A 19,691-nucleotide genomic window follows, 5' to 3' on the forward strand; every position below is an offset into this window, starting at 1 on the left:
TTTGGTCTCTTGATCGAAGAATCCGCGCGATGCCGCCCCGGCCATCAGCCCAGGGGGGACACCTGCCAGTCGTCGCCGCTGCGGGTCAGCTGACGGTTGCAGCGATGCACCTCGGGGCCGGTGCGCTGCCCCGGCAGTGCCACCACCACCCGCTCGCCGGCGTCGCGCAGCGCAGCGATGGTCGCCGCCTGCTGCTCGGCGTCGTCGGCCGCTACCCAGATGCCATCACACGCCGGCGGCTGCAGCGCCAGCGAGGCCAGCAGCTTGAGGTCCATGGAGAACCCGGTGGCCGGCCGCGCACGCCCGAAGGCGCGCCCGGTATCATCGTAGCGTCCGCCCTTGGCCAGCGCCTGGCCGTAGCCCGGCACGTAGGCGGCAAACATCATGCCGGTGTGGTACTGATAGCCGCGCAGCTCGGCGAGGTCGAAGTATAGCTCGACCTCGGGATACTCGGCGCGTACCCCGGCGTTCAGCGCCAGCAGCTGATCGAGGGCCGCATTGACCGCGGCCGGCGCCTCGGCGAAGGCGCCGCGCGCCGCCTCGAGCACCTCGTCACCGCCGTGCAGCTCGGCCAGGGCCAGGAACATCTCGGCCAGGGTCGGATCGCTGACGTACTCCGCCACTCGTGCGGCGAGATCCCCCGGCGACTTGAGATCCAGCGCTTCATACAGCGCCCGCTCCTGGGTCGCATCGAGTTCGGCGGCCTGCACCAGACTACGGTAGATGCCGATATGCCCGAGTGCCAGGTGGATTTCACCGGCGCCGGCCACGGACAGGCTCGACAGCGCCAGGCGCAGGATTTCGAGATCGGCCTCCAGACCGGCATGGCCGAACAGCTCGACGCCGACCTGCACCGGGCTGCGACCGCCCTGATGCTGGTCGGCCTTGGCGCGCAGCACGTTGGTGCAGTAGCACAGCCGCACCGGCCCCTGGCGACGCAGCGAGTGGGCGTCCATGCGCGCCACCTGGGGGGTGACGTCGGCGCTGACGCCCATCATCCGCCCGGTCAGCTGGTCGGTGAGCTTGAAGGTCTGCAGGTCGAGATCGGTGCCGGTACCGGTCAGCAGCGAATCGAGAAACTCCACCGGCGGCGGCATCACCTGGTCGTACCCCCAGCGGTAATAGAGGTCGAGCAGCGCACGGCGCAGCTCTTCCATGCGCGCCGCCTGGGGCGGCAGCACCTCGTCCATGCCGTCGGGAAGCAGCCAGCGGTCAGCGATGGTCATGTGTCCTGTCCTGCCAGAAATGCACAAAAAAACCGGGCCACGCCCGGTTCGAGGATTCTACCACGTTTGGCCCCGGGGTGAACCCCGGGGCCGTGCCGCTTACTCCTCGTCGACGCCCATCGGATTGGGGCTGTTGAGGTAGCGGAAGAAGTCGCTGGTCGGTTCCAGCACCAGCATGTTGCCTTCACCCTCGAAGCTCTCGCGGTAGGCGTTGAGGCTGCGATAGAAGGTGAAGAACTCCATATCCTGCTCGTAGGCCTGGGAGAAGATCGCCGCGGCCTCGGCGTCACCCTCACCGCGCAGCGTCTCGGCGCGCTCGGTGGCCTGGGCCAGCAGTACCTGGCGGCGGCGGTCGGCGTTGGCGCGAATCCGCTCGGCCTCCTCCTGACCCTGGGCACGCCATTCGCGGGCCTCGCGCTCACGCTCGGAGCGCATGCGGTCGAAGACCGCGGCCGAGACGTCTTCGGGCAGGTCGATACGCTTGATGCGGATATCACGGATCGATACCCCCAGCTCTTCGCGCATCAGCGAGTCGAGGTCCTCGGCGGGACCGATCATCAGGTCATCGCGGCGCTCGGCGATGATCTCCTGCAGATCGAGACGACCGAACTCGTTACGCAGGCTCTCGTCGACCCGCGGCTGAATCAGGCGTACCGCCTGCATCTCGTCGCCGGACGTCGCCTCGTAGTAGCGGGTCGGATTGACCACCTGCCACTTGACGTAGGAGTCGACGATCACCGCCTTCTGCTCGAGGGTCAGGTAGCGGCTGGTATCGGTATCCAGCGTCAACACCCGGGTATCGAACTTGCGGATCGTTTGGGTGATGGGGATCTTGACGTGCAGACCCGGCTGGATGTTCTCTTCGATGACCTCACCGAAGCGCAGCTTGACCGCGCGCTCGGTCTCGTCGACCACGTAGAGGCTGTTGCTGGCCAGCCAGGCGGCGGCCGCCAGGCCACCCACGATGAGCAATGACTTGTTGTTGATCATTGGCGGCCCTCCCGACGGATACCACTGTTGCCGCTACCGCTGCCGCTCTGCTGCTGGCGGAGACGCTCGATGACCTGCGGGTCGACGTTATCGCCGCTCGACTCGCCGGAACGTTGGCCGCCCTGGCCACTGCCGCCTGAGCGCAGCTGGTCGAGCGGCAGGTACATCAGCGGACTGCTGTCGCTGACATCGATCAGCACCTTGTTGGTCTGGCCGAACACTTCGCTGATGGCATCCAGGTAGAGACGCTCACGCATGATCTGCGGCGAGGTCTGGTATTCGCCAAGCAGCGAGTTGAAGCGGTTGGCCTGACCCTGGGCCTCGGCCACCACCGACTCGCGATACCCCTGGCCCTGCTCGATCAGGCGCTGGGCCTGGCCCTGGGCGGCCGGGATGATGGCGTTGGCGTAGGCCATGCCTTCGTTGATCGTACGCTGACGATCCTCGCGGGCGCGGATCACGTCATCGAAGGCGTCGATGACCGGCTGCGGGGCCGAGGTCGACTCGATGTTGATGGTCTGCAGACTGATGCCGGTGCCGTAGCTGTCGAGATAGGACTGCAGACGACTGGACACCGAGCTACCGAGGATCTCACGACCCGAGGTCAGGATATCGATCATGTCGGTACCACCGACCACGTGACGCAGCGCCGAGTCCAGGGCGTTCTCGATGGACAGTTCCGGGCTGCGCACGTTGAGTACGAAGTCGCGCGGGCTGGCGACCTGGTACTGCGCCGATATCTCGACCTCGACGATGTTCTCGTCGCGGGTCAGCATCGACTGGGTCTGGGTCAGCGAGCGCACGCGGGTCACGTTGACCATGCGCACGTCGTCGATCAGCGGCGGGTTCCAGTGCAGGCCCGGCGTGACCACTTCCTGGTACTCGCCGAAGCGCAGCACCACGCCACGCTCGGACTGGTCGACCAGGTAGAACCCCGAGGCGGCCCAGATCGCCAGCGCCACCACTATCAGCAGGCCCGGCAGGGCGAAGGTGTTGCGCGGCTTGCCGCCACCCTTCTTGCCCCCACCGTCGCCGCCGCGCTTGCCGCGGCCACCGCCGAGCATGCCGTTGAGTTTATCCTGAAATTTCTTCAGCGCTTCATCGAGGTCGGGCGGCCCCTGATTATTGCCGCCACCGCCACCACCCCCGCCGCTGCCACCGCCGCCACCGCGTCGGCCACCGCCGCTCCAAGGGTCGTGCTGGTTGCCACCACCAGGCTCATTCCAAGCCATACGTCTTCTCCACTATGCGTTAATCACTCATGCGGCACCGGACACCACACCCGTCCGATACGGCAACAGCCTTGGTTGCGCGATCGTTTGCGTCGCCAATGCGACGCCTTGGCCCGTCGAAACAGCAGCCGTCAGGCCTCCCAGACCGGACGACTGCGCTCTTCGACGGGCAGGTAATCGTCGGCGCGCTCACCCAGCCGCGCCATCAGCTGCAGGAAGTCGCGGCGCGGCAGGCGCACCTCGAGCTGGCTACAGCCACCCTCGTCGAACTGCTCGTCGCGCACCGCCCCGAGCTCATGCAGCCCGGCACGCAGCTTGCCCTGCGCTGGCGTCAGCGTCAGGGCAATGTCGATCACGTCGTCGGCCAGGCACTCGGAGAGCGCCTCGGCCAGCAGTTCGAGCCCCAGGCCCTGCTGCGCCGACAGCCACACCGCCTCGGGACGGCCCTCGCCGTTGCGCTCGATGCGCGGCGCGCTGTCGAGCAGATCGATCTTGTTCATCACCAGCAGGCAGGGTACCTCATCGGCACCGATCTCCTGCAACACCCGCTGCACCTGCTCGACGTTGAGGTCGCGGTCAGGATCGGCGGCGTCGATCACGTGAACCAGCAGGCTGGCCTCGGCGGCCTCCTGCAGGGTGGCACGAAACGCCTCCACCAGCTTGTGCGGCAGGTGGCGGATGAAGCCTACCGTATCGGCCAGCACCACCGGCCCGACATCGGCGACCTCGAGGCGACGCAGGGTCGGATCGAGGGTCGCGAAGAGCTGATCCGCGGCGTACACCGAGGCCTCGGTCACGGCGTTGAACAGCGTCGATTTGCCGGCATTGGTATAGCCCACCAGCGACACGCTGGGAATCTCGGCACGTGCCCGGGCGCGGCGGTTCTGCTCGCGCTGGCTGCGCACCTTGTCGAGACGCTTGTGGATCGACTTGATGCGCCCGCGCAGCAGGCGGCGGTCGGTCTCGAGCTGGGTCTCCCCCGGGCCGCGCAGGCCGATACCGCCCTTCTGACGCTCGAGGTGGGTCCAACCGCGCACCAGGCGCGTCGACATGTATTCGAGCTGGGCCAGCTCGACCTGCAGCTTGCCCTCATGGGTCCGCGCCCGCTGGGCGAAGATATCCAGAATCAGGCCGGTGCGATCAAGCACGCGGCATTTTAGCGCCCGCTCCAGGTTGCGCTCCTGTGAGGGGCTCAGCGAGTGGTTAAAGATCACCAGCTCGGCTTGGTGAATCGGCATCAGCGCCTTGAGCTCGTCGAGCTTGCCGCTGCCGATAAAGGTTCGAGAATCGGGCCGATGCCGGCTACCCGTCAGCAGGGTAGCCGGTTCGGCGCCGGCGGAGCGCACCAGTTCCAGAAACTCGCCGGAATCTTCGCGCTCCTGTTCGTCCTGGAAATCAATATGGACGAGTATCGCCGTTTCACCGGCGTCGGGACGTTCAAAAAACAATCACTACCTCGCGATCAACTCTCTTGTGCCGCCGCAGGATCCTGGGCCGGCAGTCGCACGTTACGCGACGGGACGACCGTCGAGATAGCGTGCTTGTAAACCATCTGGCTAACGGTATTGCGTAGCAGGATCACGAACTGATCGAAGGACTCGATCTGGCCCTGCAGCTTGATGCCATTGACCAGGAAAATCGATACCGGAATGCGCTCCTTGCGCAGAATGTTCAGGTACGGGTCTTGGAGGGACTGCCCTTTGGACATTTTGCTCTCCCTAACTGTCTCTTTGAGTGATGTCGTTTTTCTATGACACCGGCGGTGACACGGCCGGCGCATGCTTCATCAACGGCGCCAAGCTGGCAGCCAATCGAAACACGTATCTTACGCTAACTGCTTAGGCGGCGCACGAGTTTCAGGACACGATCCAGACAATCCGGGGCCAGGCTATCGACCCACTCGAGCCCCTCCCAACTGCGCATCCAGGTCAGCTGGCGCTTGGCCAGCTGGCGCGTGGCGACCACGCCCTTGTGACGCAGCCAGTCATCGTCATGCCCCGCCTCCAGCGCCTCCCAGGCCTGCCGATAGCCGACGCTCTTGATCGACGGCAACCCCGGATGCAGGTCGCCGCGCTGCCGCAGCGTAGCCACCTCATCGACAAAACCGTCGGCCAACATGGCGTCGAAACGTACCTCGATCCGTTGATGCAGCACATCGCGCTCGGACGGTGCCAGTCCTATCGACAGCGTACGCCAGGGGAAGGTTTCCGTGGGCTGCGACTGCCAGTGCTCGGTGAGGGTGCGCCCGCTGAGCCGGAAGACTTCCAGCGCACGCATCAGTCGCTGGGGATCGTTGCGATGAATGCGCCGTGCCGCGGCCGGGTCGACCCTGGCCAGCTCGTCATGCAGGGTGCCGAGCCCTTGTTCATCGGCCTGCCGCCCCAGTTCGGCGCGCACCTTTGGATCTGCTGCCGGCAGCTCGGCGCCCCCGGCCAGCAGCCGCTTGTAGTACATCATGGTGCCGCCGACCAGCAGCGGGATACCGCCGACTGCGCTGATTTGTCGCATCTCGCGCAGGGCATCGTCGCGAAACTCCGCCGCCGAATAGGGCTCGGCGGGGTCGCGGATATCGATCAGGCGATGCGGGGCCCGGGCCAGCTCCTCGGCGGAGGGCTTGGCGGTGCCGATATCCATGCCGCGATAGACCATCGCCGAGTCGACGCTGATCAGCTCGCAGCCGAGGCGCTCGTGGAGCGCGATGGCGAGATCGGTCTTGCCGGCGGCGGTGGGGCCCACCAGGAGGATGGCGGGGGGGCGCATATCGGGCATGGGCGTGTTGGGTGCTCTCTTACAGCTCACTTGCAGCTTGGCGTGTAGAGAAGCTGATCCGGCGACAGGTCTTCGAGGAGGCGCTGTAAACCCATCCCTGGGCGCTACCTGCGCCATCCATGGCGCAGAACCTCCTCTTCGCCCTGCCCCCGGCGCTTCTCGCTACGCCGGTAAATGAATGACGAAGATAGGTGACTACTGACCGCGCAGGAACAGCTTGTCGAGATCGTGCATGCTCATCTCGGTCCAGGTCGGGCGGCCGTGGTTGCACTGGCCGCTGCGCTCGGTGCGTTCCATGTCGCGCAGCAGGGCGTTCATCTCGGCCACGCTGAGCTTGCGGTTGGCGCGCACGCTGCCGTGGCAGGCCATGGTCGAGAGCAGCTCGTTGATGCGCGCCTCGAGGCGGTCCGAACGACCGTAGCGCTCCAGGTCGGCGAGCATGTCGCGCACCAGCGGCTCGACGTCGGCATCTCCCAGCAGCGCCGGCACCTGCCGCACCAGCAGCGTCTCCGGCCCCGCCACATCGAGCTCGACGCCGAGCCGGGTGAAGGCCTCGCGCTCGGCTTCGGCGGTGGCCACCTCGGCGGGACTGGCGGCCAGCGATACCGGCACCAGCAGCGGCTGGGCGTCGAGCGCCCCGCCGTGGACCTGGGTCTTCATGCGCTCGTAGACGATGCGCTCGTGGGCGGCATGCATGTCGACCATCACCAGGCCGCGCTGCGACTGGGAGAGGATATAGACGCCGTGCAGCTGGGCGATGGCGTAGCCCAGCGGCGGCGCCTGGGTCGGGTCGTCCTCATCGAGCGGTGCGGCGGGCGCTGCGCTAGGCCCTACGCCAGGCGCGACGTGGCGCTCGGCCAGGGCGACCCCGGCGGCATTCCCGCCCGGCGGCGCCGGCTGCGGGGTCAGCAGGCTCTCCTCGTGCTCGGGATGCAGCGCTCGGTAGCCGGCCATGAACTGGCGCACGCGGTCGGCACCGGGCCGCGGCTCGGCAACGCCCTGGCGCAGCGCCATCGGCTGTTGCTGCCAGGCCGTCCCACCGTGTTCGGTTGCCGCCTGCGGCTGGGGTTCGTCGGCGCGCTCGGCGCTGTCGTTGGGCCGCGCCTCGCCCAACGCGCGGTGCAGGCTGGAGAACAGGAAGTCATGGACCAGGCGGCCGTCGCGGAAGCGCACCTCGTGCTTGGTGGGGTGCACGTTGACGTCGACCACACTAGGGTCGAGCTCGAGATACAGCACGAACACCGGGTGGCGGCCGTGGAACAGCACATCGCGGTAGGCCTGACGAATGGCGTGGGCCACCAGCCGGTCGCGCACCACCCGGCCGTTGACGAAGAAGTACTGCTGGTCGGCCTGGGCGCGGGCGTGGGTGGGTAACCCGACCCAGCCCCACAGCCGCAGCCCGCCGCTCTCGAGGTCGAGGTGCAGGGCATTGTCGATGAACTTGCTGCCGAGCAGCGCGGCGATGCGGCGCTCGCGGGCCGCGGCGTCGCTCACCGGGCGCAGCTGGTGCACGGTCTTGTGGTTGTGGCGCAGGGTCCAGCCGATGTCGTAGCGCGACAGCGCCAGGCGCCGGAAAGCCTCCTCGACATGGCCAAATTCGGTCTTCTCGGTGCGCAGGAACTTGCGCCGCGCCGGGGTATTGAAGAACAGGTCGCGGACGCCGACGCTGGTGCCGCGAGGGTGCGGAGCCGGGGTCACCCGCGGCTGCATCTCGCGGCCCTCGGCGACCACGCGCCAGCCGGACTGCGGGTCCTGTTCCGCGTTGGAGGTCAGCTCCAGCCGCGACACCGAGCTGATCGAGGCCAGGGCCTCACCGCGAAAGCCGAGGCTGGCCACTCCCTCGAGATCCTCGAGGCTGTCGATCTTGCTGGTGGCGTGGCGCGACAGCGCCAGCGGCAGGTCGTCCTCGGCGATGCCGCTGCCGTCATCGCGCACGCGGATCAGCTTGGTACCCCCACTCTCGAGCTCGACCTCGATGCGCCGACTGCCGGCGTCGATGGCGTTCTCGATCAGCTCCTTGACTACCGAGGCGGGACGCTCGACCACTTCTCCGGCGGCGATCTGGTTGGCCAGGCGCGGATTGAGTATCTGGATGCGGCGCGGCTGTGTCATATCACCTCGCAAGCGGCTCAGGAACGCGGGATCTGCAGCACCTGCCCGACCCGGATCACATCGCCGTTGATGTTATTGGCCTGCTTGAGCTGGCTTAGCGACACCTGGTGGCGCGAGGCGATCTCCGACAGGGTATCGCCGGGCTGGATACGGTACTCGTTGCTGCCGCCACCGCGGCCCTGGTCGCGCTGCCAGGCCAGCAGGCTGGCCGGCGGCGGGTTGCGCTGGAAGTGCTCCTCGAGCCCGCCCATGATCGCCTCGGCGAGCTTGCGCTGGTGACCCGGGTCGTTGAGGCGTCGCTCTTCGTCGGGGTTGGAGATAAACCCGGTCTCGATCAGCAGCGAGGGGATGTCAGGCGACGTCAGCACACGGAAGCCGGCCTGCTCGACCCGCGACTTGTGCAGGCGGTTGACCCGACCCAGCTGGTCGAGCACCTGGCCGCCGATGGAGAGCGAGTCGTTGAGCGTGGCCGTCATGGTCAAGTCGAGCAGCACGCCGCGCAGCACCTCGTCCTTGTCGCGCAGCGACAGGTTGCCGTCGACGCCGCCGATCAGGTCGGCGCGGTTCTCGCTCTCGGCCAGCCACTGGGCGGTCTCGGAGGTGGCGCCGCGCTGCGACAAGGCATACACCGAGCTGCCCTGGGGCCGTGCGCTGGTAAAGGCGTCAGCGTGGATCGAGACGAAGAAGTCGGCCTTCTGCTCGCGGGCGATCTGGGTGCGCTGGCGCAGGCCGACATAGTAGTCGCCGTCGCGGATCATCACCGCGCGGAAGCCTTCGCGGCCATCCACCAGCGACTGCAGCCGCCGACTGATGTCCATCACCACATCCTTCTCACGGGTTCCGCCGGGGCCGATGGCGCCGGGGTCTTCGCCGCCGTGCCCGGGGTCGATGGCGATGATGATGTCGCGCCGCGGATGCGGCTGCGCCTGCTGCAGCGCGGTGGCAGCATCGGCGGCCACCTCCGGTGATCCGCTACCACTATCGACGCTGGCCCTGCCGGCGGCGATCTCCTGCTCGCGGATCATCGCCTCGATGGGGTCGATGGGGTTCTCCACCGCGCTCTCGCCGGGATACTCCAGGTCTACCACCAGGCGGTGGCCGTACTGGTCGTTGGGTGGCAGCGTGAAGTGACGCGGCTCGACGCGGCGCTCCAGATCGAGGACCACCCGCAGGCCGCTGCCGTCGCGCACTCCGGTGCGCAGCGAGCTGATCGCGCTGCCGTCGAGATCGAGGCGCGAGGTATCCGCCTGCATGCGGCTATTGTCGAGATCGATCACCAACCGGTCGGGGTTATCGAGGATGAACACCGAGGCGTCGGCGGGATCGGACAGGTCAAACACCAGGCGCGAGTGGTCAGGCGCCGCCCATAGCCGGACATTGTCGATGTCGGCGGCCTGGCTGGGCGGCGCCAGCAGCAGCCCGAGGCACATGGCGAACAGTAGCGTCAGCGCCGCCCCCAGTCCTCCCGGACGGAAGGAAGAAGTAGCGGCCGGATTGTTCCCTGGCCACGGGGTCGTTCGGGTGTCACGGGGACTCATCGACGGGTCTCGGCTCCGATCCAGGAAAACGCTGTTCACTTTCATTCAGGCTGACTATCCGCCAGCCCAGCGCGAGTTTCAAGGCGCGCCAGCACCGCCTCGCCATAGGCGCTGCGCGCACTCAGCGTCACCCCGCGTCCGGCATCAAGCACCTCGAGCTCGAGCGCCAGGTCCGGCGCGGGCAGCCAGCCGGCACCGCGACTCGGCCACTCCACCAGGCTCAGGGTGTCGCCATCCAGCAGGTCGCGAGCGCCGATGAACTCGAGCTCCTCCGGGTCGCCGAGGCGATAGAGGTCGAAATGATTGACCTCGACCTCGCCCAGCCGGTAGGGCTCGACCAGGGTATAGGTCGGGCTCTTGACCGCGCCCTGATGGCCATAGGCGCGCAGGATACCGCGGGTAAGGGTGGTCTTGCCGGCCCCCAGTTCCCCTTCGAGATGCACCTGGCCGCGCCCCGCCAGCGCGCTTCCCAGCGCCGCACCAAAGGCGACCTGGGCGTCTTCATCGGGCAGTATCACGTACATCGCTCGTCCGCGGGTTAGCCAATCGTCGCGCATAGGATGCCAGATCGCCGGCCAGCAGACCACGCTCGCCGGCGTCCGCGGCGGCCAGATCGGCGGCGCGGGCGTGCAGCACTACCCCGCTACGGGCAATCTCACCCAGCACGCCGCCGCCGCCGCGGCCGAACTGCGCCACCAAGGCGCCGAGAATCCCGCTCAGCGCATCGCCCATGCCGCCGCTGGCCATGCCGGGGTTGCCGAACGGGCACACCGCCAGGGTCACCTCATCGCCAACCAGGGTGCCGGCGCCCTTGAGCACCCAGTGGCCACCGTAGCGGCGCGCCAGGGCGGCCACTGCGCCAGGCCGGTCGTGCTGTACCTCGCGACTCGAACAGCCGAGCAGCCGCGCCGCCTCGCCGGGATGCGGCGTGAGTATCCAGTCACCCCGCCGGGGTAGCGATGCCATCCCGGCCAGCAGATTGAGGGCATCGGCGTCGACCACCAGCGGCTTGCCCGCCGCAAGTGCCGACTGCCACATGCCCTGCCCCCAGGCGCCCTGGCCAAGCCCCGGACCCACCACTATCGCATCGGCGCCGTCGAGCAGCGATACAAGGTCGGCGGGGCCGCGCAGGCCGTGAACCATCACTTCCGGGCAGCGGACGAGGCTCGCCGTGACATGCTCCGGTGCGGTGGCCAGGCTGACCCGGCCGGCCCCCAGCCGCGCCGCCGCCTCGCTGGCCAGCAGCGCCGCACCGCCGAACCCCGGCGCCCCGCCGAGCACCAGCAGGTGGCCGTGGTCGCCCTTGTGGCTGTCGCGGCGCCTTGGCGCCAGCAGCGGATCCGGTGCGTCATCCAGCAGCCAGGCCGCCGCGGCAAGATCGCCGTGCTGCGCTGCGTCCACCCCCAGCGTCAGCAGGCGATGCTCGCCGACGTGGGCCACGGCCGCGCCGGTATGCAGGCCCAGCTTGTCGGCGATGAAGGTGGTGGTCAGGGTTGCCTCCACCGCACAGCCGAGCACCGCGCCGCTGTCGGCCGAGAGCCCCGAGGGGATGTCAACGGCCAGCACCGGCAGCTCGCTGGCGTTGATGGCCGCGATGGCCGCGGCGAATGGCTCACGCACCTCACCGCTCAGCCCCGTGCCCAGCAACGCATCCACCACTACCTCGCCCATGATGCTCATATCGGCAGACCAGGCCTGCGGCTTAAGGCCAACGCGGCGGGCCATGGCCACGGCGCGACCAGCATCACCCTCGAGGCTATCGGGATCGCGCAGGGCGATCAGCTGCACGTCGAAACCGTCGCACACTGCCAGCGCCGCCAGCACGTAGCCGTCACCGGCGTTATTGCCGGCGCCGCACAGCACGCTCAGCCGGCGCGCCTGCGGCCAGCGCTGGCGCAGGGCGTCGAAGGCGGCGCTGGCGGCCTGCTGCATCAGGCTGAAGCCGTCGATACCCGCAGCGATGGTGCGGCGGTCGAGTTCGCGCACCTGCTCGGCGCGGTACAGGGGGCGCAGCTGGGGCATAGGGACTCCTCAATGACGTGTTGTTGAGACTAGTATAAGGTGGTGCGCCCTTGGGCCCATCCACTCAGCCTTCATCGTCTTTCCATCATGTCCGAGACATCTATCGCGCTCACCGCCAGCGAGCTGCATGCGCTGGCCGCTGAGATCAAGACCTGGGGCCGTGAGCTGGGCTTTCAGCAGGTCGGCATCACCGATACCGATCTGGAACACCACGAACGCTATCTCGAGCGCTGGCTGGCAGAAGGCCACCACGGCGAGATGGGCTTCATGGCCAAGCACGGCACCAAGCGCACCCGCCCCGCCGAGCTGGTGCCCGGCACCCTGCGGGTGATCAGCGTGCGCATGGACTATCTGCCGCCGGAGGTGGAGACCACCAAGACGCTGGGACAACCGCAGGTCGCCTATGTCTCGCGCTACGCGCTGGGCCGCGACTACCACAAGCTGATCCGCAAGCGCCTGGCGCAGCTCGCCCAGCAGATCGAGCAGTGCGTCGGCGCCTTCGGCTACCGCGCCTTCGTCGACTCGGCGCCGGTGATGGAGCGTGCCCTGGCGCAGAAGGCGGGGCTCGGCTGGTTCGGCAAGAACTCGATGCTGCTCAACCCCCAGGCCGGCTCGCTGTTCTTCCTCGGCGAACTCTATACCGACCTGCCGCTGCCGGTGGACGAACCCTTCACCAGCGAACACTGCGGCAAGTGCGACGCCTGCCAGGTGGCCTGCCCCACCGGCGCCATCGTCGATGACAAGGTGGTCGACTCGCGGCGCTGCATCTCCTACCTGACCATCGAGCTGCACGGCGCGATCCCCGAGCAGTATCGCCGCGCCATGGGCAACCGGGTCTACGGCTGCGACGACTGCCAGCTGGTGTGCCCCTTCACGCGCTTTACGCGACTCAGCCCCGAGGCCGACTTCGCGCCGCGCCACGACCTAGACCGCGCCTCGCTGGTGCGACTGTTCGGCTGGAGCGAAGAGGAGTTCCTGAGCAGGACCGAGGGCAGCGCGATCCACCGCATCGGCTACCCGCGCTGGCTACGCAACCTGGCGGTGGGTCTGGGCAACGCCCCGCCCAGCGAGACGGTGCGCGCCGCGCTGCGCGCGCGGCTCGCCTATCCCTCCGACCTGGTCCGCGAGCACGTGCGCTGGGCGCTGGCCGAGCAGCGCGACAAGCAGGCCGCGCTGATCGCCAGCAGCTGAGAGGGTGCCTACAAAAGGGCTGTGCTCACTGCGGTAGCTTGATAAAGGTCTCGCGGTAGTGGGCCAGCTCGGCAATCGACTCCTTGATATCGTCCATCGCCAGGTGCACGTTGCGCTTCTCGAAGCCCTTGGTCGCCTGCGGATGCCAGCGCTTGGCCAGCTCCTTGAGGGTCGAGACGTCGAGGTTGCGGTAGTGGAAGAAGGCCAGCAGCTCGGGCATCTCGCGCTCCAGGAAGCGTCGATCCTGATGCACGCTGTTGCCACACATCGGCGAACTGCCGGGCTTGACGTAGCGGTGCAGGAACTCGAGCGTCTGGCGCTGGGCCTCGTCGGTGCCGATTCGGCTCTCCTGGACCCGCTTGACCAGCCCCGACTCGCCGTGGGTCTTCTGGTTCCAGGCGTCCATGCCCTCCAGCAGGCTGGCGTTCTGGTGCACCGCGATCACCGGGCCTTCGGCGATGACCTCGAGCCGGTTATCGGTGATCAGCGTCGCCACTTCGATGATACGTTCACGGGCCGGGTCGAGCCCGGTCATCTCCAGGTCGATCCACACCAACAGGTCGTCGCGGGGGGCCTGGCCTTGATCATCCGCCATCAGGGGTCTCTCCTTGAGGTACAATGCTCCCATTGTACCCGTCACAAGGCCGTCATGAGCAAACGTAAGCTGACCCGCCAGCAGCGCTGGCGCATCGAGAAGATCCAGGCCGAACGCGCCAAGCGCGCCGAGCGCGTCGACGCCCGCGATGGCGAACGCCTCGAGGCCGGCGAATTCGGCCCCGAGCGCCCCGGCCGGGTAACCGCTCACTTCGGCCGCAGCCTCGACGTCGAGGCCGTCGATGACAGCGGCGAGCGTCACCGCCATCGCTGTCACATGCGCGCCAACATGGATGGGCTGGTCACCGGTGACCGGGTGGTGTGGCGCCAGGCCAACGACGACAGCGGCGTGGTGGTAGCCCGCGGCGAGCGCGACAGCGTCCTGGAGCGACCCGACGCCCGCGGCCAGCTCAAGCCGGTAGCCGCCAATCTCGACCAGATCCTGATCGTGTTCGCCGCCGAACCCGAACCCCATGCCAACCTGATCGACCGCTACCTGGTCGCCGCCGAGGCCACCGGCATCGCCCCGGCGCTGGTGCTCAACAAGGTCGACCTGCTGCCGGAGCGCGGCGGCGAGCTGCGCGATCTGCTCGACCGCTATGAAGCGCTGGGCTACCCGGTGGTACTGGCCAGCGTCAAGCAGCAGGACGGCCTGGATGCCCTGCACCAGCGCCTGACCGGACGCACCTCGGTGTTCGTCGGCCAGAGCGGGGTCGGCAAGTCGTCGCTTATCGACCGCTTGCTACCCGACCACGCACTGCGCATCGGGGCACTCTCCGAGGACTCGCGCAAGGGCACCCATACCACCACCACGGCGATGCTCTACCACCTGCCCGCCGGCGGCGAGCTGATCGACTCGCCGGGCATCCGTGAGTTCGGCCTCACCCACCTCGACGCCGAGCAGGTCACCGCCGGCTTTATCGAGTTTCACGACTATCTCGGCCGCTGCCGCTTTCGCGACTGCCGCCACCGCGAGGAGCCGGGCTGCGCCCTGCTGGCCGCCGTGGAGCGCGGCGACATCCATCCACAGCGCTTCGCCAGCTACCGACGCATCCTCGCCTCGCTGGAGTCAGGCGGCGAGTGAGGCCGCTCGCCGCATCCGTGCGGAGTGTGCCATCATCGCCTCAACGCCATTGCAGACCGCAAGGAGTCACCGATGAGCTCTGAAGCCAATCTACTGCCGTTGATCGTCGAGCCGGACCAGCTGGCCGAGCATCTCGGCGCCTCCGAACTGCTGATCATCGACGTGCCGCTCAAGGCCGAAAGCTACGCCGAGGGCCATGTACCCGGCGCGCTGTTCCTCGACCACCGCCGGCTGGTGCGCGGCAGCGGCGAGGTGCCCAACGACGTGCCCGACGTCGAGGCGCTGTCGGCGCTGTTTTCGTCCCTGGGGCTGACCCGCGACACCCATGTGGTGGCCTACGATGACGAGGGCGGCGGCTGGGCCGGGCGGCTGCTGTGGACCCTGGAGCTGATTGGCCATAGCCGTTACTCCTACCTCAACGGCGGCATCCACGCCTGGCGCCAGGAGGGGCTCGACGTCTCGCAGCAGGCCACCGACCCGACGCCCAGCGACTACCAGGCAGAGATACTCAACCCCGAGGTCAATATCGACGTCGAGGGGATCAAGGAGCGCATCGGTGATCGCCAGTTCGCGGTGTGGGACGCCCGCTCCCCCGAGGAGTACGCCGGCGAGAAGGGCCAGAACAAGCACCTCGGCCATATTCCCGGCGCGGTGAACATGGAGTGGACTCGCGCCATGGACGCCGAGCGCGCCCTGCGCATCCGCGACTACGCCGAGCTGATCACCGAGCTCGAGGCACTCGGCCTGACGCCGGAGAAGGAGGTGATCACCCACTGCCAGGGCCACCACCGCAGTGGCCTGACCTGGCTGGTGGGCAAGGCGCTGGGCTTCGAGAAGATCCGCGCCTATGCCGGCTCCTGGAAGGAGTGGGGCAACCGCGACGATACGCCGATAGAGAAGTAAGCTGGAAGCGGCGCGCTGCCAGCGCCAGGCTCGCGGGCACTTAGCCCGCCCTAGCGATCATCTATTCAAAGACCCTGAAGAGACTTAACGTACGTGTCACCATCCAAGCTATTCGCCCTGATTCAGTACCCGCTGCCCCACCACCTTATCTCGCGGCTGGTTGGCCTGCTCGCCGAGACACGGATCGGCTGGCTCAAGAACCTGCTGATCAAGGCCTTTATCCGTCGCTTCAAGGTCGACATGAGCCAGGCCGCCGAGCATGACCCCACCGCCTACGCCTGCTTCAACGCCTTTTTTACCCGCGCCCTCAAGGCCGACGCCCGCCCGCTCGGTGAAGGGCTGCTGTGCCCCGCCGACGGTACCCTGTCGCAGTTCGGCGTGACCCGCCACGGCACCCTGGTGCAGGCCAAGGGCCAGGCCTACTCGGTCACCAGCCTGCTGGGTGGCGACATGCAGCGCGCCGAGCCCTTCCGTCAGGGCAGCTTCGCCACCGTCTACCTCTCCCCCCGCGACTACCACCGCGTGCACATGCCGCTGACCGGCACCCTGCGCGAGATGGTCTACGTGCCGGGGCGGATCTTTTCCGTCAACCAGGCCACCGCCGACCACGTGCCGGCGCTGTTTGCCCGCAACGAGCGGCTGGTATGCATCTTCGATACCGAGCACGGCCCCATGGCCATGGTGCTGGTGGGGGCGATGATCGTCGCCGGCATCGAGACGGTGTGGGCCGGTCAGGTCACGCCGCTGGGCAACGAGGTGCAGTCGATCCGCTTCGACACCCCCATCACCCTGGAGCGCGGCGCCGAGATGGGCCGCTTCAAGCTCGGCTCCACGGTGGTGATGTGCTTCTCGGAGGAGATGCCCTTCGATGAGGACGCCCTCGCGTTTGGCGATACGGTGCGCATGGGGCAGTCGCTGGGCGAGTTCCACAACCCATAGCGAAGGGCGCCGGGGATAGGTCGAAACGGGGGTCTTAAGTAGCGCCCAGGGAAGGGTTCACAGCGCCCCCGTGTAGGCCTGTCGACGGATCAGCCCTGAGCGGTGAAAACTGTCTTCCCCCCGGCACCCGAGGCGGCCTAGCAACGCGGCGTGGCGAAAGCCATCACCTCCGCCACACTCTGCTTGCCAAGCACCAGCTGCAGCAGCCGGTCGAGGCCCAGCGCCACGCCACATGACGGCGGCATGCCGGCCGCCAGCGCCGCCAGCAGCCGCTCGTCGACATCGACCTCGGGCCGGCCCAACGCGCGGCGTTGGGCATTATCGGCGTTAAAGCGGACGCGCTGCTCAGCGGCGTCGATGAGCTCGTCGTAGCCGTTGGCGAGCTCCAGCCCGGCCAGGTAGATCTCGAAGCGTGCTGCCACCCACTCACCGTCCTGCGGATCGCGATGCCGCCGCGCCAGCGCCGCCTGGCTTGCCGGGTAGTCGACCACCACGTCGACGCCATCGACGCCCAGGCTCGGCTCGATCACCAGGCTCATCAGCAGGTCGAGGCAGTCGTCGCGGGGGCTGCCGGCCATATCCAACCCGCCATGCTTGGAGGCGAGCCGCTGCAGTTCATCCAGCGCCACGCTAAACGGGTCGATCTCGAGTGCCTCGCGAAACAGCTCACGATAGCGGCGCTGGCGCAGCGGTCCGGGGTCCTGCGGCAGCAAGTGGCGGATCAGGGCATCGCACTCGCGGATCAGCTCGCCCAGAGAGAAGCCCGGGCGGTACCACTCGAGCATGGTGAACTCGATATTGTGGCGCCGCCCCACCTCGCCGTCGCGGAAGCTGCGCGCCAATTGGAAGATCGGCCCTGAGCCTGCGGCAAGCAACCGCTTCATGTGGAATTCCGGCGAAGTCTGCAGCCACAGCGTCTCGCGGCCGTCCGGAGTGGTCGCCTGGGTCGACAGCGAGGCCAGGTGCACGTCGCTGCTGCCGCCGTGGCCGAGTACCGGGGTCTCCACCTCGAGCACCTCGCGCTCGGCGAAGAACGCCCGCAGCGCGGCGATCAGCCGTGCCCGCTCGCGCAACGTGGCGATCTCTGCCGTGGGCTGCCAGTCGGTCGCCATGACGAACTCCTCAAGAAACGGCGAAGGCCACGCCGAGAAACAGCATGGCCTTCGTGTGGGGGCTATACCGCGGCTAGTCGGCGACAGAGCTACGCGGACACGCTGTGAACCCATCCCTGGGCGCTCACTTTTTCATCCCTGAAAAAGAGTTCCGCTACGCCCTGTCCCCTGCGCCGCTCGACCTTCCGATCCAGTATCTTTTTCGCCCTCTCCGAGCGATGGAAGCCACACCCGAGACCGCCTGTCCCGGGCGCCGCTCTCAGCCGTTATGCCCTGGAGACATACTCGCCGCTGCGCGTATCGATCTTCAGCACTTCGCCCTGGTTGATAAACAGCGGCACGCGCACCACCGCACCCGACGACAGCGTGGCCGGCTTGGAGCCGCCCTGGGCGGTGTCGCCCTTGAGGCCAGGATCAGTCTCGACGACCTCCAGCTCGATAAAGTTGGGCGGATTGACGTTGATGGCGTTGTCGTTCCACAGCGTCACAGTGTAGGGCACCTGCTCCTTGAGCCACTTCTCGGTGTCGCCCAGGGCACGCTTCTCCACCGCGTACTGCTCGAAGGAGCCGTCAGTCTTCATGAAGTGCCATAGCTCGCCGTCGTTGTAGAGATACTCCATCTCCAGCTCGAGGACGTCGGCACCTTCCAGCGATTCGCCGGACTTGAAGGTGCGCTCCCAGACCCGGCCGGTCATCAGGTTGCGTAGCTTGACGCGGCTGAAGGCCTGGCCCTTGCCCGGCTTGACGAATTCGTTCTCCACAATCGAGCAGGGGTCGCCATCGAGCATGACCTTCAGGCCGCCCTTGAATTCGCTGGTAGAATAGTTCGCCATAATGCCTCGCTGATGATGCTGGCGCCGTAACCCGGTGGCCCGGGTCACGCGCAGAGAATGTCGACGACGGGCCTCGCCCACCGCCTTGCCATGTTGAGTGTGCCGCATGATAACCCGAAGCCCCGCCAAAGTGCAGACCGCAACCCCGCTGCTGGCCACCGACGGCAGCTGGCAGCGCCAGCTCTCCCAGGCCATCCGCGACCCAGAGGCGCTATGCCAGCGACTGGGGCTCGACCCCGCCTGGCTGCCCGGCGCCGCGACCGGACATGCGCTGTTCGAGGTGTGCGTGCCCGAGGCGTATCTGGCCCGCATCGTCCCCGGCGATCCCCACGATCCGCTGCTGCGCCAGGTGCTGCCGCTGGACGCCGAAGCCGAGACCCCTGCGGGGTTCGTCAACGACCCGCTGGCCGAGGCGGCGCATACCCCGCGTCGCGGGCTGATCCACAAGTACGCCGGCCGGGTGCTGCTGATCGCCAGCCCGACCTGCGCCATCAACTGCCGCTACTGCTTCCGGCGTCACTTCCCCTACGACGCCAACGCGCCGTCGCGGGCGCAGTGGCAGGAGAGCCTCGACTACCTGCGCAACGACAGCAGCATTCACGAGGCGATCCTCTCCGGCGGCGACCCGCTGGCCGCCAGCGACCGCCAGCTTGCCTGGCTGGTCGGCGAACTCGAGGCGATCCCCCATCTCAGGCGGCTGCGCATCCACACCCGCCTGCCGGTGGTGATCCCCGAGCGCATCGATGCGGCCCTGCTCGACTGGCTGGCCGCCTCGCGGCTGCAGAAGGTGGTGGTGCTGCATATCAACCACGCCAACGAGATCGACGACGCGGTGGTGGCAGCCTGCGAGCGGCTGACGCGCGCCGGCGTCACCCTGCTCAATCAGAGCGTGCTGCTGCGTGGCGTCAACGACAGCGTCGATGCCCTGGCCGCGCTCTCCGAGCGGCTGTTCGAAGCCGGTGTGCTGCCCTACTACCTCCACGTGCTCGACCCGGTGGCGGGGGCTGCGCACTTCGACGTGTCCGATGCAGAGGCCCGTACGCTGGTCGCAGAGCTGCGCAAGGCGCTGCCGGGCTTTCTGATGCCGCGCCTGGTACGCGAGATACCCGGCGAGGCGAGCAAGACGCCGCTGTAGCTAATTCGCAT

18 protein-coding genes are annotated in these 19,691 nt (G+C 67.7%); 5 read left to right on the forward strand and 13 right to left on the reverse strand.

Annotation, left to right across the window (positions count from 1 at the left end; translation table 11 throughout):
- Positions 1-44 precede the first annotated feature (44 nt).
- The 10 genes from QC821_RS02965 to QC821_RS03010 form a co-directional block, all read right to left on the reverse strand.
- A complete protein-coding gene (locus QC821_RS02965) occupies positions 45-1,226 on the reverse strand; it encodes an ATP phosphoribosyltransferase regulatory subunit (RefSeq protein WP_309716757.1) in 1,182 nt (393 codons plus the stop codon).
- 99 nt (positions 1,227-1,325) lie between these two features.
- Positions 1,326-2,216 carry a protease modulator HflC gene (gene hflC / locus QC821_RS02970; protein WP_309716760.1) on the reverse strand — a complete coding sequence of 297 codons (891 nt, stop codon included), beginning with the start codon at positions 2,214-2,216 and terminating at the stop codon, positions 1,326-1,328.
- A complete protein-coding gene (gene hflK, locus QC821_RS02975; RefSeq protein WP_309716763.1) occupies positions 2,213-3,448 on the reverse strand; it encodes an FtsH protease activity modulator HflK in 1,236 nt (411 codons plus the stop codon). Before hflK ends, hflC begins: the two co-directional genes overlap by 4 nt.
- A gap of 131 nt (positions 3,449-3,579) precedes the next feature.
- Complete coding sequence (gene hflX / locus QC821_RS02980) at positions 3,580-4,896, reverse strand: ribosome rescue GTPase HflX (protein ID WP_309716766.1); 1,317 nt, start codon at positions 4,894-4,896, stop codon at positions 3,580-3,582.
- 14 nt (positions 4,897-4,910) lie between these two features.
- A complete protein-coding gene (gene hfq / locus QC821_RS02985) occupies positions 4,911-5,156 on the reverse strand; it encodes an RNA chaperone Hfq (RefSeq protein ID WP_076747124.1) in 246 nt (81 codons plus the stop codon).
- 122 nt (positions 5,157-5,278) lie between these two features.
- The gene (gene miaA / locus QC821_RS02990; RefSeq protein ID WP_309716774.1) at positions 5,279-6,217 is read right to left on the reverse strand and encodes a tRNA (adenosine(37)-N6)-dimethylallyltransferase MiaA; all 939 of its coding nucleotides are present in this window, start codon (positions 6,215-6,217) and stop codon (positions 5,279-5,281) included.
- Between the two features lie 195 nt (positions 6,218-6,412).
- Positions 6,413-8,329, reverse strand: a complete 1,917-nt coding sequence (gene mutL / locus QC821_RS02995) for a DNA mismatch repair endonuclease MutL (RefSeq protein WP_309716777.1) — start codon at positions 8,327-8,329, stop codon at positions 6,413-6,415.
- A gap of 17 nt (positions 8,330-8,346) precedes the next feature.
- Positions 8,347-9,759, reverse strand: a complete 1,413-nt coding sequence (locus QC821_RS03000; RefSeq protein WP_309717399.1) for an N-acetylmuramoyl-L-alanine amidase — start codon at positions 9,757-9,759, stop codon at positions 8,347-8,349.
- 149 nt (positions 9,760-9,908) lie between these two features.
- On the reverse strand, positions 9,909-10,391 hold the full coding sequence (tsaE, locus tag QC821_RS03005; RefSeq protein WP_309716780.1) for a tRNA (adenosine(37)-N6)-threonylcarbamoyltransferase complex ATPase subunit type 1 TsaE: 483 nt from the start codon (positions 10,389-10,391) through the stop codon (positions 9,909-9,911).
- A complete protein-coding gene (locus QC821_RS03010; protein WP_309716783.1) occupies positions 10,369-11,889 on the reverse strand; it encodes an NAD(P)H-hydrate dehydratase in 1,521 nt (506 codons plus the stop codon). Before QC821_RS03010 ends, tsaE begins: the two co-directional genes overlap by 23 nt.
- A gap of 87 nt (positions 11,890-11,976) precedes the next feature.
- Here QC821_RS03010 and queG point away from each other — a divergent pair, with 87 nt between their 5' ends.
- Positions 11,977-13,080, forward strand: coding sequence for a tRNA epoxyqueuosine(34) reductase QueG (queG, locus tag QC821_RS03015; RefSeq protein ID WP_309716786.1), 1,104 nt, complete (start codon positions 11,977-11,979; stop codon positions 13,078-13,080).
- A 25-nt stretch (positions 13,081-13,105) separates the two neighbouring features.
- Here the strand turns inward: queG and orn are convergent, their stop codons facing one another.
- Positions 13,106-13,675, reverse strand: coding sequence for an oligoribonuclease (gene orn / locus QC821_RS03020; RefSeq protein ID WP_309716789.1), 570 nt, complete (start codon positions 13,673-13,675; stop codon positions 13,106-13,108).
- 54 nt (positions 13,676-13,729) lie between these two features.
- On the opposite strand from orn, the gene rsgA reads away from it, so the two are divergent.
- The 3 genes from rsgA to asd all read left to right on the forward strand — a co-directional run bounded on the left by rsgA (position 13,730) and on the right by asd (position 16,600).
- Positions 13,730-14,758, forward strand: a complete 1,029-nt coding sequence (gene rsgA, locus QC821_RS03025; protein ID WP_309716794.1) for a small ribosomal subunit biogenesis GTPase RsgA — start codon at positions 13,730-13,732, stop codon at positions 14,756-14,758.
- Positions 14,759-14,830: 72 nt separating this feature from the next.
- Positions 14,831-15,661, forward strand: coding sequence for a sulfurtransferase (locus QC821_RS03030; protein ID WP_309716797.1), 831 nt, complete (start codon positions 14,831-14,833; stop codon positions 15,659-15,661).
- Positions 15,662-15,754: 93 nt separating this feature from the next.
- Positions 15,755-16,600, forward strand: coding sequence for an archaetidylserine decarboxylase (asd, locus tag QC821_RS03035; RefSeq protein WP_309716800.1), 846 nt, complete (start codon positions 15,755-15,757; stop codon positions 16,598-16,600).
- A gap of 137 nt (positions 16,601-16,737) precedes the next feature.
- Here asd and epmA read toward each other — a convergent pair whose 3' ends face one another.
- Both epmA and efp read right to left on the reverse strand, forming a co-directional pair.
- Positions 16,738-17,712 (reverse strand): EF-P lysine aminoacylase EpmA, encoded by a 975-nt coding sequence (gene epmA / locus QC821_RS03040; RefSeq protein WP_309716803.1) that lies wholly within the window; start codon positions 17,710-17,712, stop codon positions 16,738-16,740.
- 266 nt (positions 17,713-17,978) lie between these two features.
- Positions 17,979-18,545 carry an elongation factor P gene (efp, locus tag QC821_RS03045; protein ID WP_309716805.1) on the reverse strand — a complete coding sequence of 189 codons (567 nt, stop codon included), beginning with the start codon at positions 18,543-18,545 and terminating at the stop codon, positions 17,979-17,981.
- A 106-nt stretch (positions 18,546-18,651) separates the two neighbouring features.
- On the opposite strand from efp, the gene epmB reads away from it, so the two are divergent.
- Positions 18,652-19,680: an EF-P beta-lysylation protein EpmB gene (gene epmB / locus QC821_RS03050; protein ID WP_309716808.1), complete on the forward strand. Its 1,029-nt coding sequence runs from the start codon at positions 18,652-18,654 to the stop codon at positions 19,678-19,680.
- Positions 19,681-19,691 lie beyond the last annotated feature (11 nt).

The sequence above is a fragment of the Franzmannia qiaohouensis genome (assembly GCF_031451695.1).
In the GTDB taxonomy this organism is placed as follows: Bacteria; Pseudomonadota; Gammaproteobacteria; order Pseudomonadales; family Halomonadaceae; genus Franzmannia; species Franzmannia qiaohouensis.

Excerpts from the sequence above, each read along its gene's own strand:
- tsaE (WP_309716780.1), bottom strand. The coding sequence starts at position 10,391 with ATGTACGTGATACTGCCCGATGAAGACGCCCAGGTCGCCTTTGGTGCG.
- hflC (WP_309716760.1), bottom strand. The coding sequence starts at position 2,216 with ATGATCAACAACAAGTCATTGCTCATCGTGGGTGGCCTGGCGGCCGCC.
- QC821_RS03030 (WP_309716797.1), top strand. The coding sequence starts at position 14,831 with ATGAGCTCTGAAGCCAATCTACTGCCGTTGATCGTCGAGCCGGACCAG.
- epmB (WP_309716808.1), top strand. The coding sequence starts at position 18,652 with ATGATAACCCGAAGCCCCGCCAAAGTGCAGACCGCAACCCCGCTGCTG.
- hflK (WP_309716763.1), bottom strand. The coding sequence starts at position 3,448 with ATGGCTTGGAATGAGCCTGGTGGTGGCAACCAGCACGACCCTTGGAGC.
- miaA (WP_309716774.1), bottom strand. The coding sequence starts at position 6,217 with ATGCCCGATATGCGCCCCCCCGCCATCCTCCTGGTGGGCCCCACCGCC.
- QC821_RS03010 (WP_309716783.1), bottom strand. The coding sequence starts at position 11,889 with ATGCCCCAGCTGCGCCCCCTGTACCGCGCCGAGCAGGTGCGCGAACTC.
- queG (WP_309716786.1), top strand. The coding sequence starts at position 11,977 with ATGTCCGAGACATCTATCGCGCTCACCGCCAGCGAGCTGCATGCGCTG.
- QC821_RS03000 (WP_309717399.1), bottom strand. The coding sequence starts at position 9,759 with ATGTGCCTCGGGCTGCTGCTGGCGCCGCCCAGCCAGGCCGCCGACATC.
- rsgA (WP_309716794.1), top strand. The coding sequence starts at position 13,730 with ATGAGCAAACGTAAGCTGACCCGCCAGCAGCGCTGGCGCATCGAGAAG.
- orn (WP_309716789.1), bottom strand. The coding sequence starts at position 13,675 with ATGGCGGATGATCAAGGCCAGGCCCCCCGCGACGACCTGTTGGTGTGG.
- QC821_RS02965 (WP_309716757.1), bottom strand. The coding sequence starts at position 1,226 with ATGACCATCGCTGACCGCTGGCTGCTTCCCGACGGCATGGACGAGGTG.
- hfq (WP_076747124.1), bottom strand. The coding sequence starts at position 5,156 with ATGTCCAAAGGGCAGTCCCTCCAAGACCCGTACCTGAACATTCTGCGC.
- epmA (WP_309716803.1), bottom strand. The coding sequence starts at position 17,712 with ATGGCGACCGACTGGCAGCCCACGGCAGAGATCGCCACGTTGCGCGAG.
- efp (WP_309716805.1), bottom strand. The coding sequence starts at position 18,545 with ATGGCGAACTATTCTACCAGCGAATTCAAGGGCGGCCTGAAGGTCATG.
- mutL (WP_309716777.1), bottom strand. The coding sequence starts at position 8,329 with ATGACACAGCCGCGCCGCATCCAGATACTCAATCCGCGCCTGGCCAAC.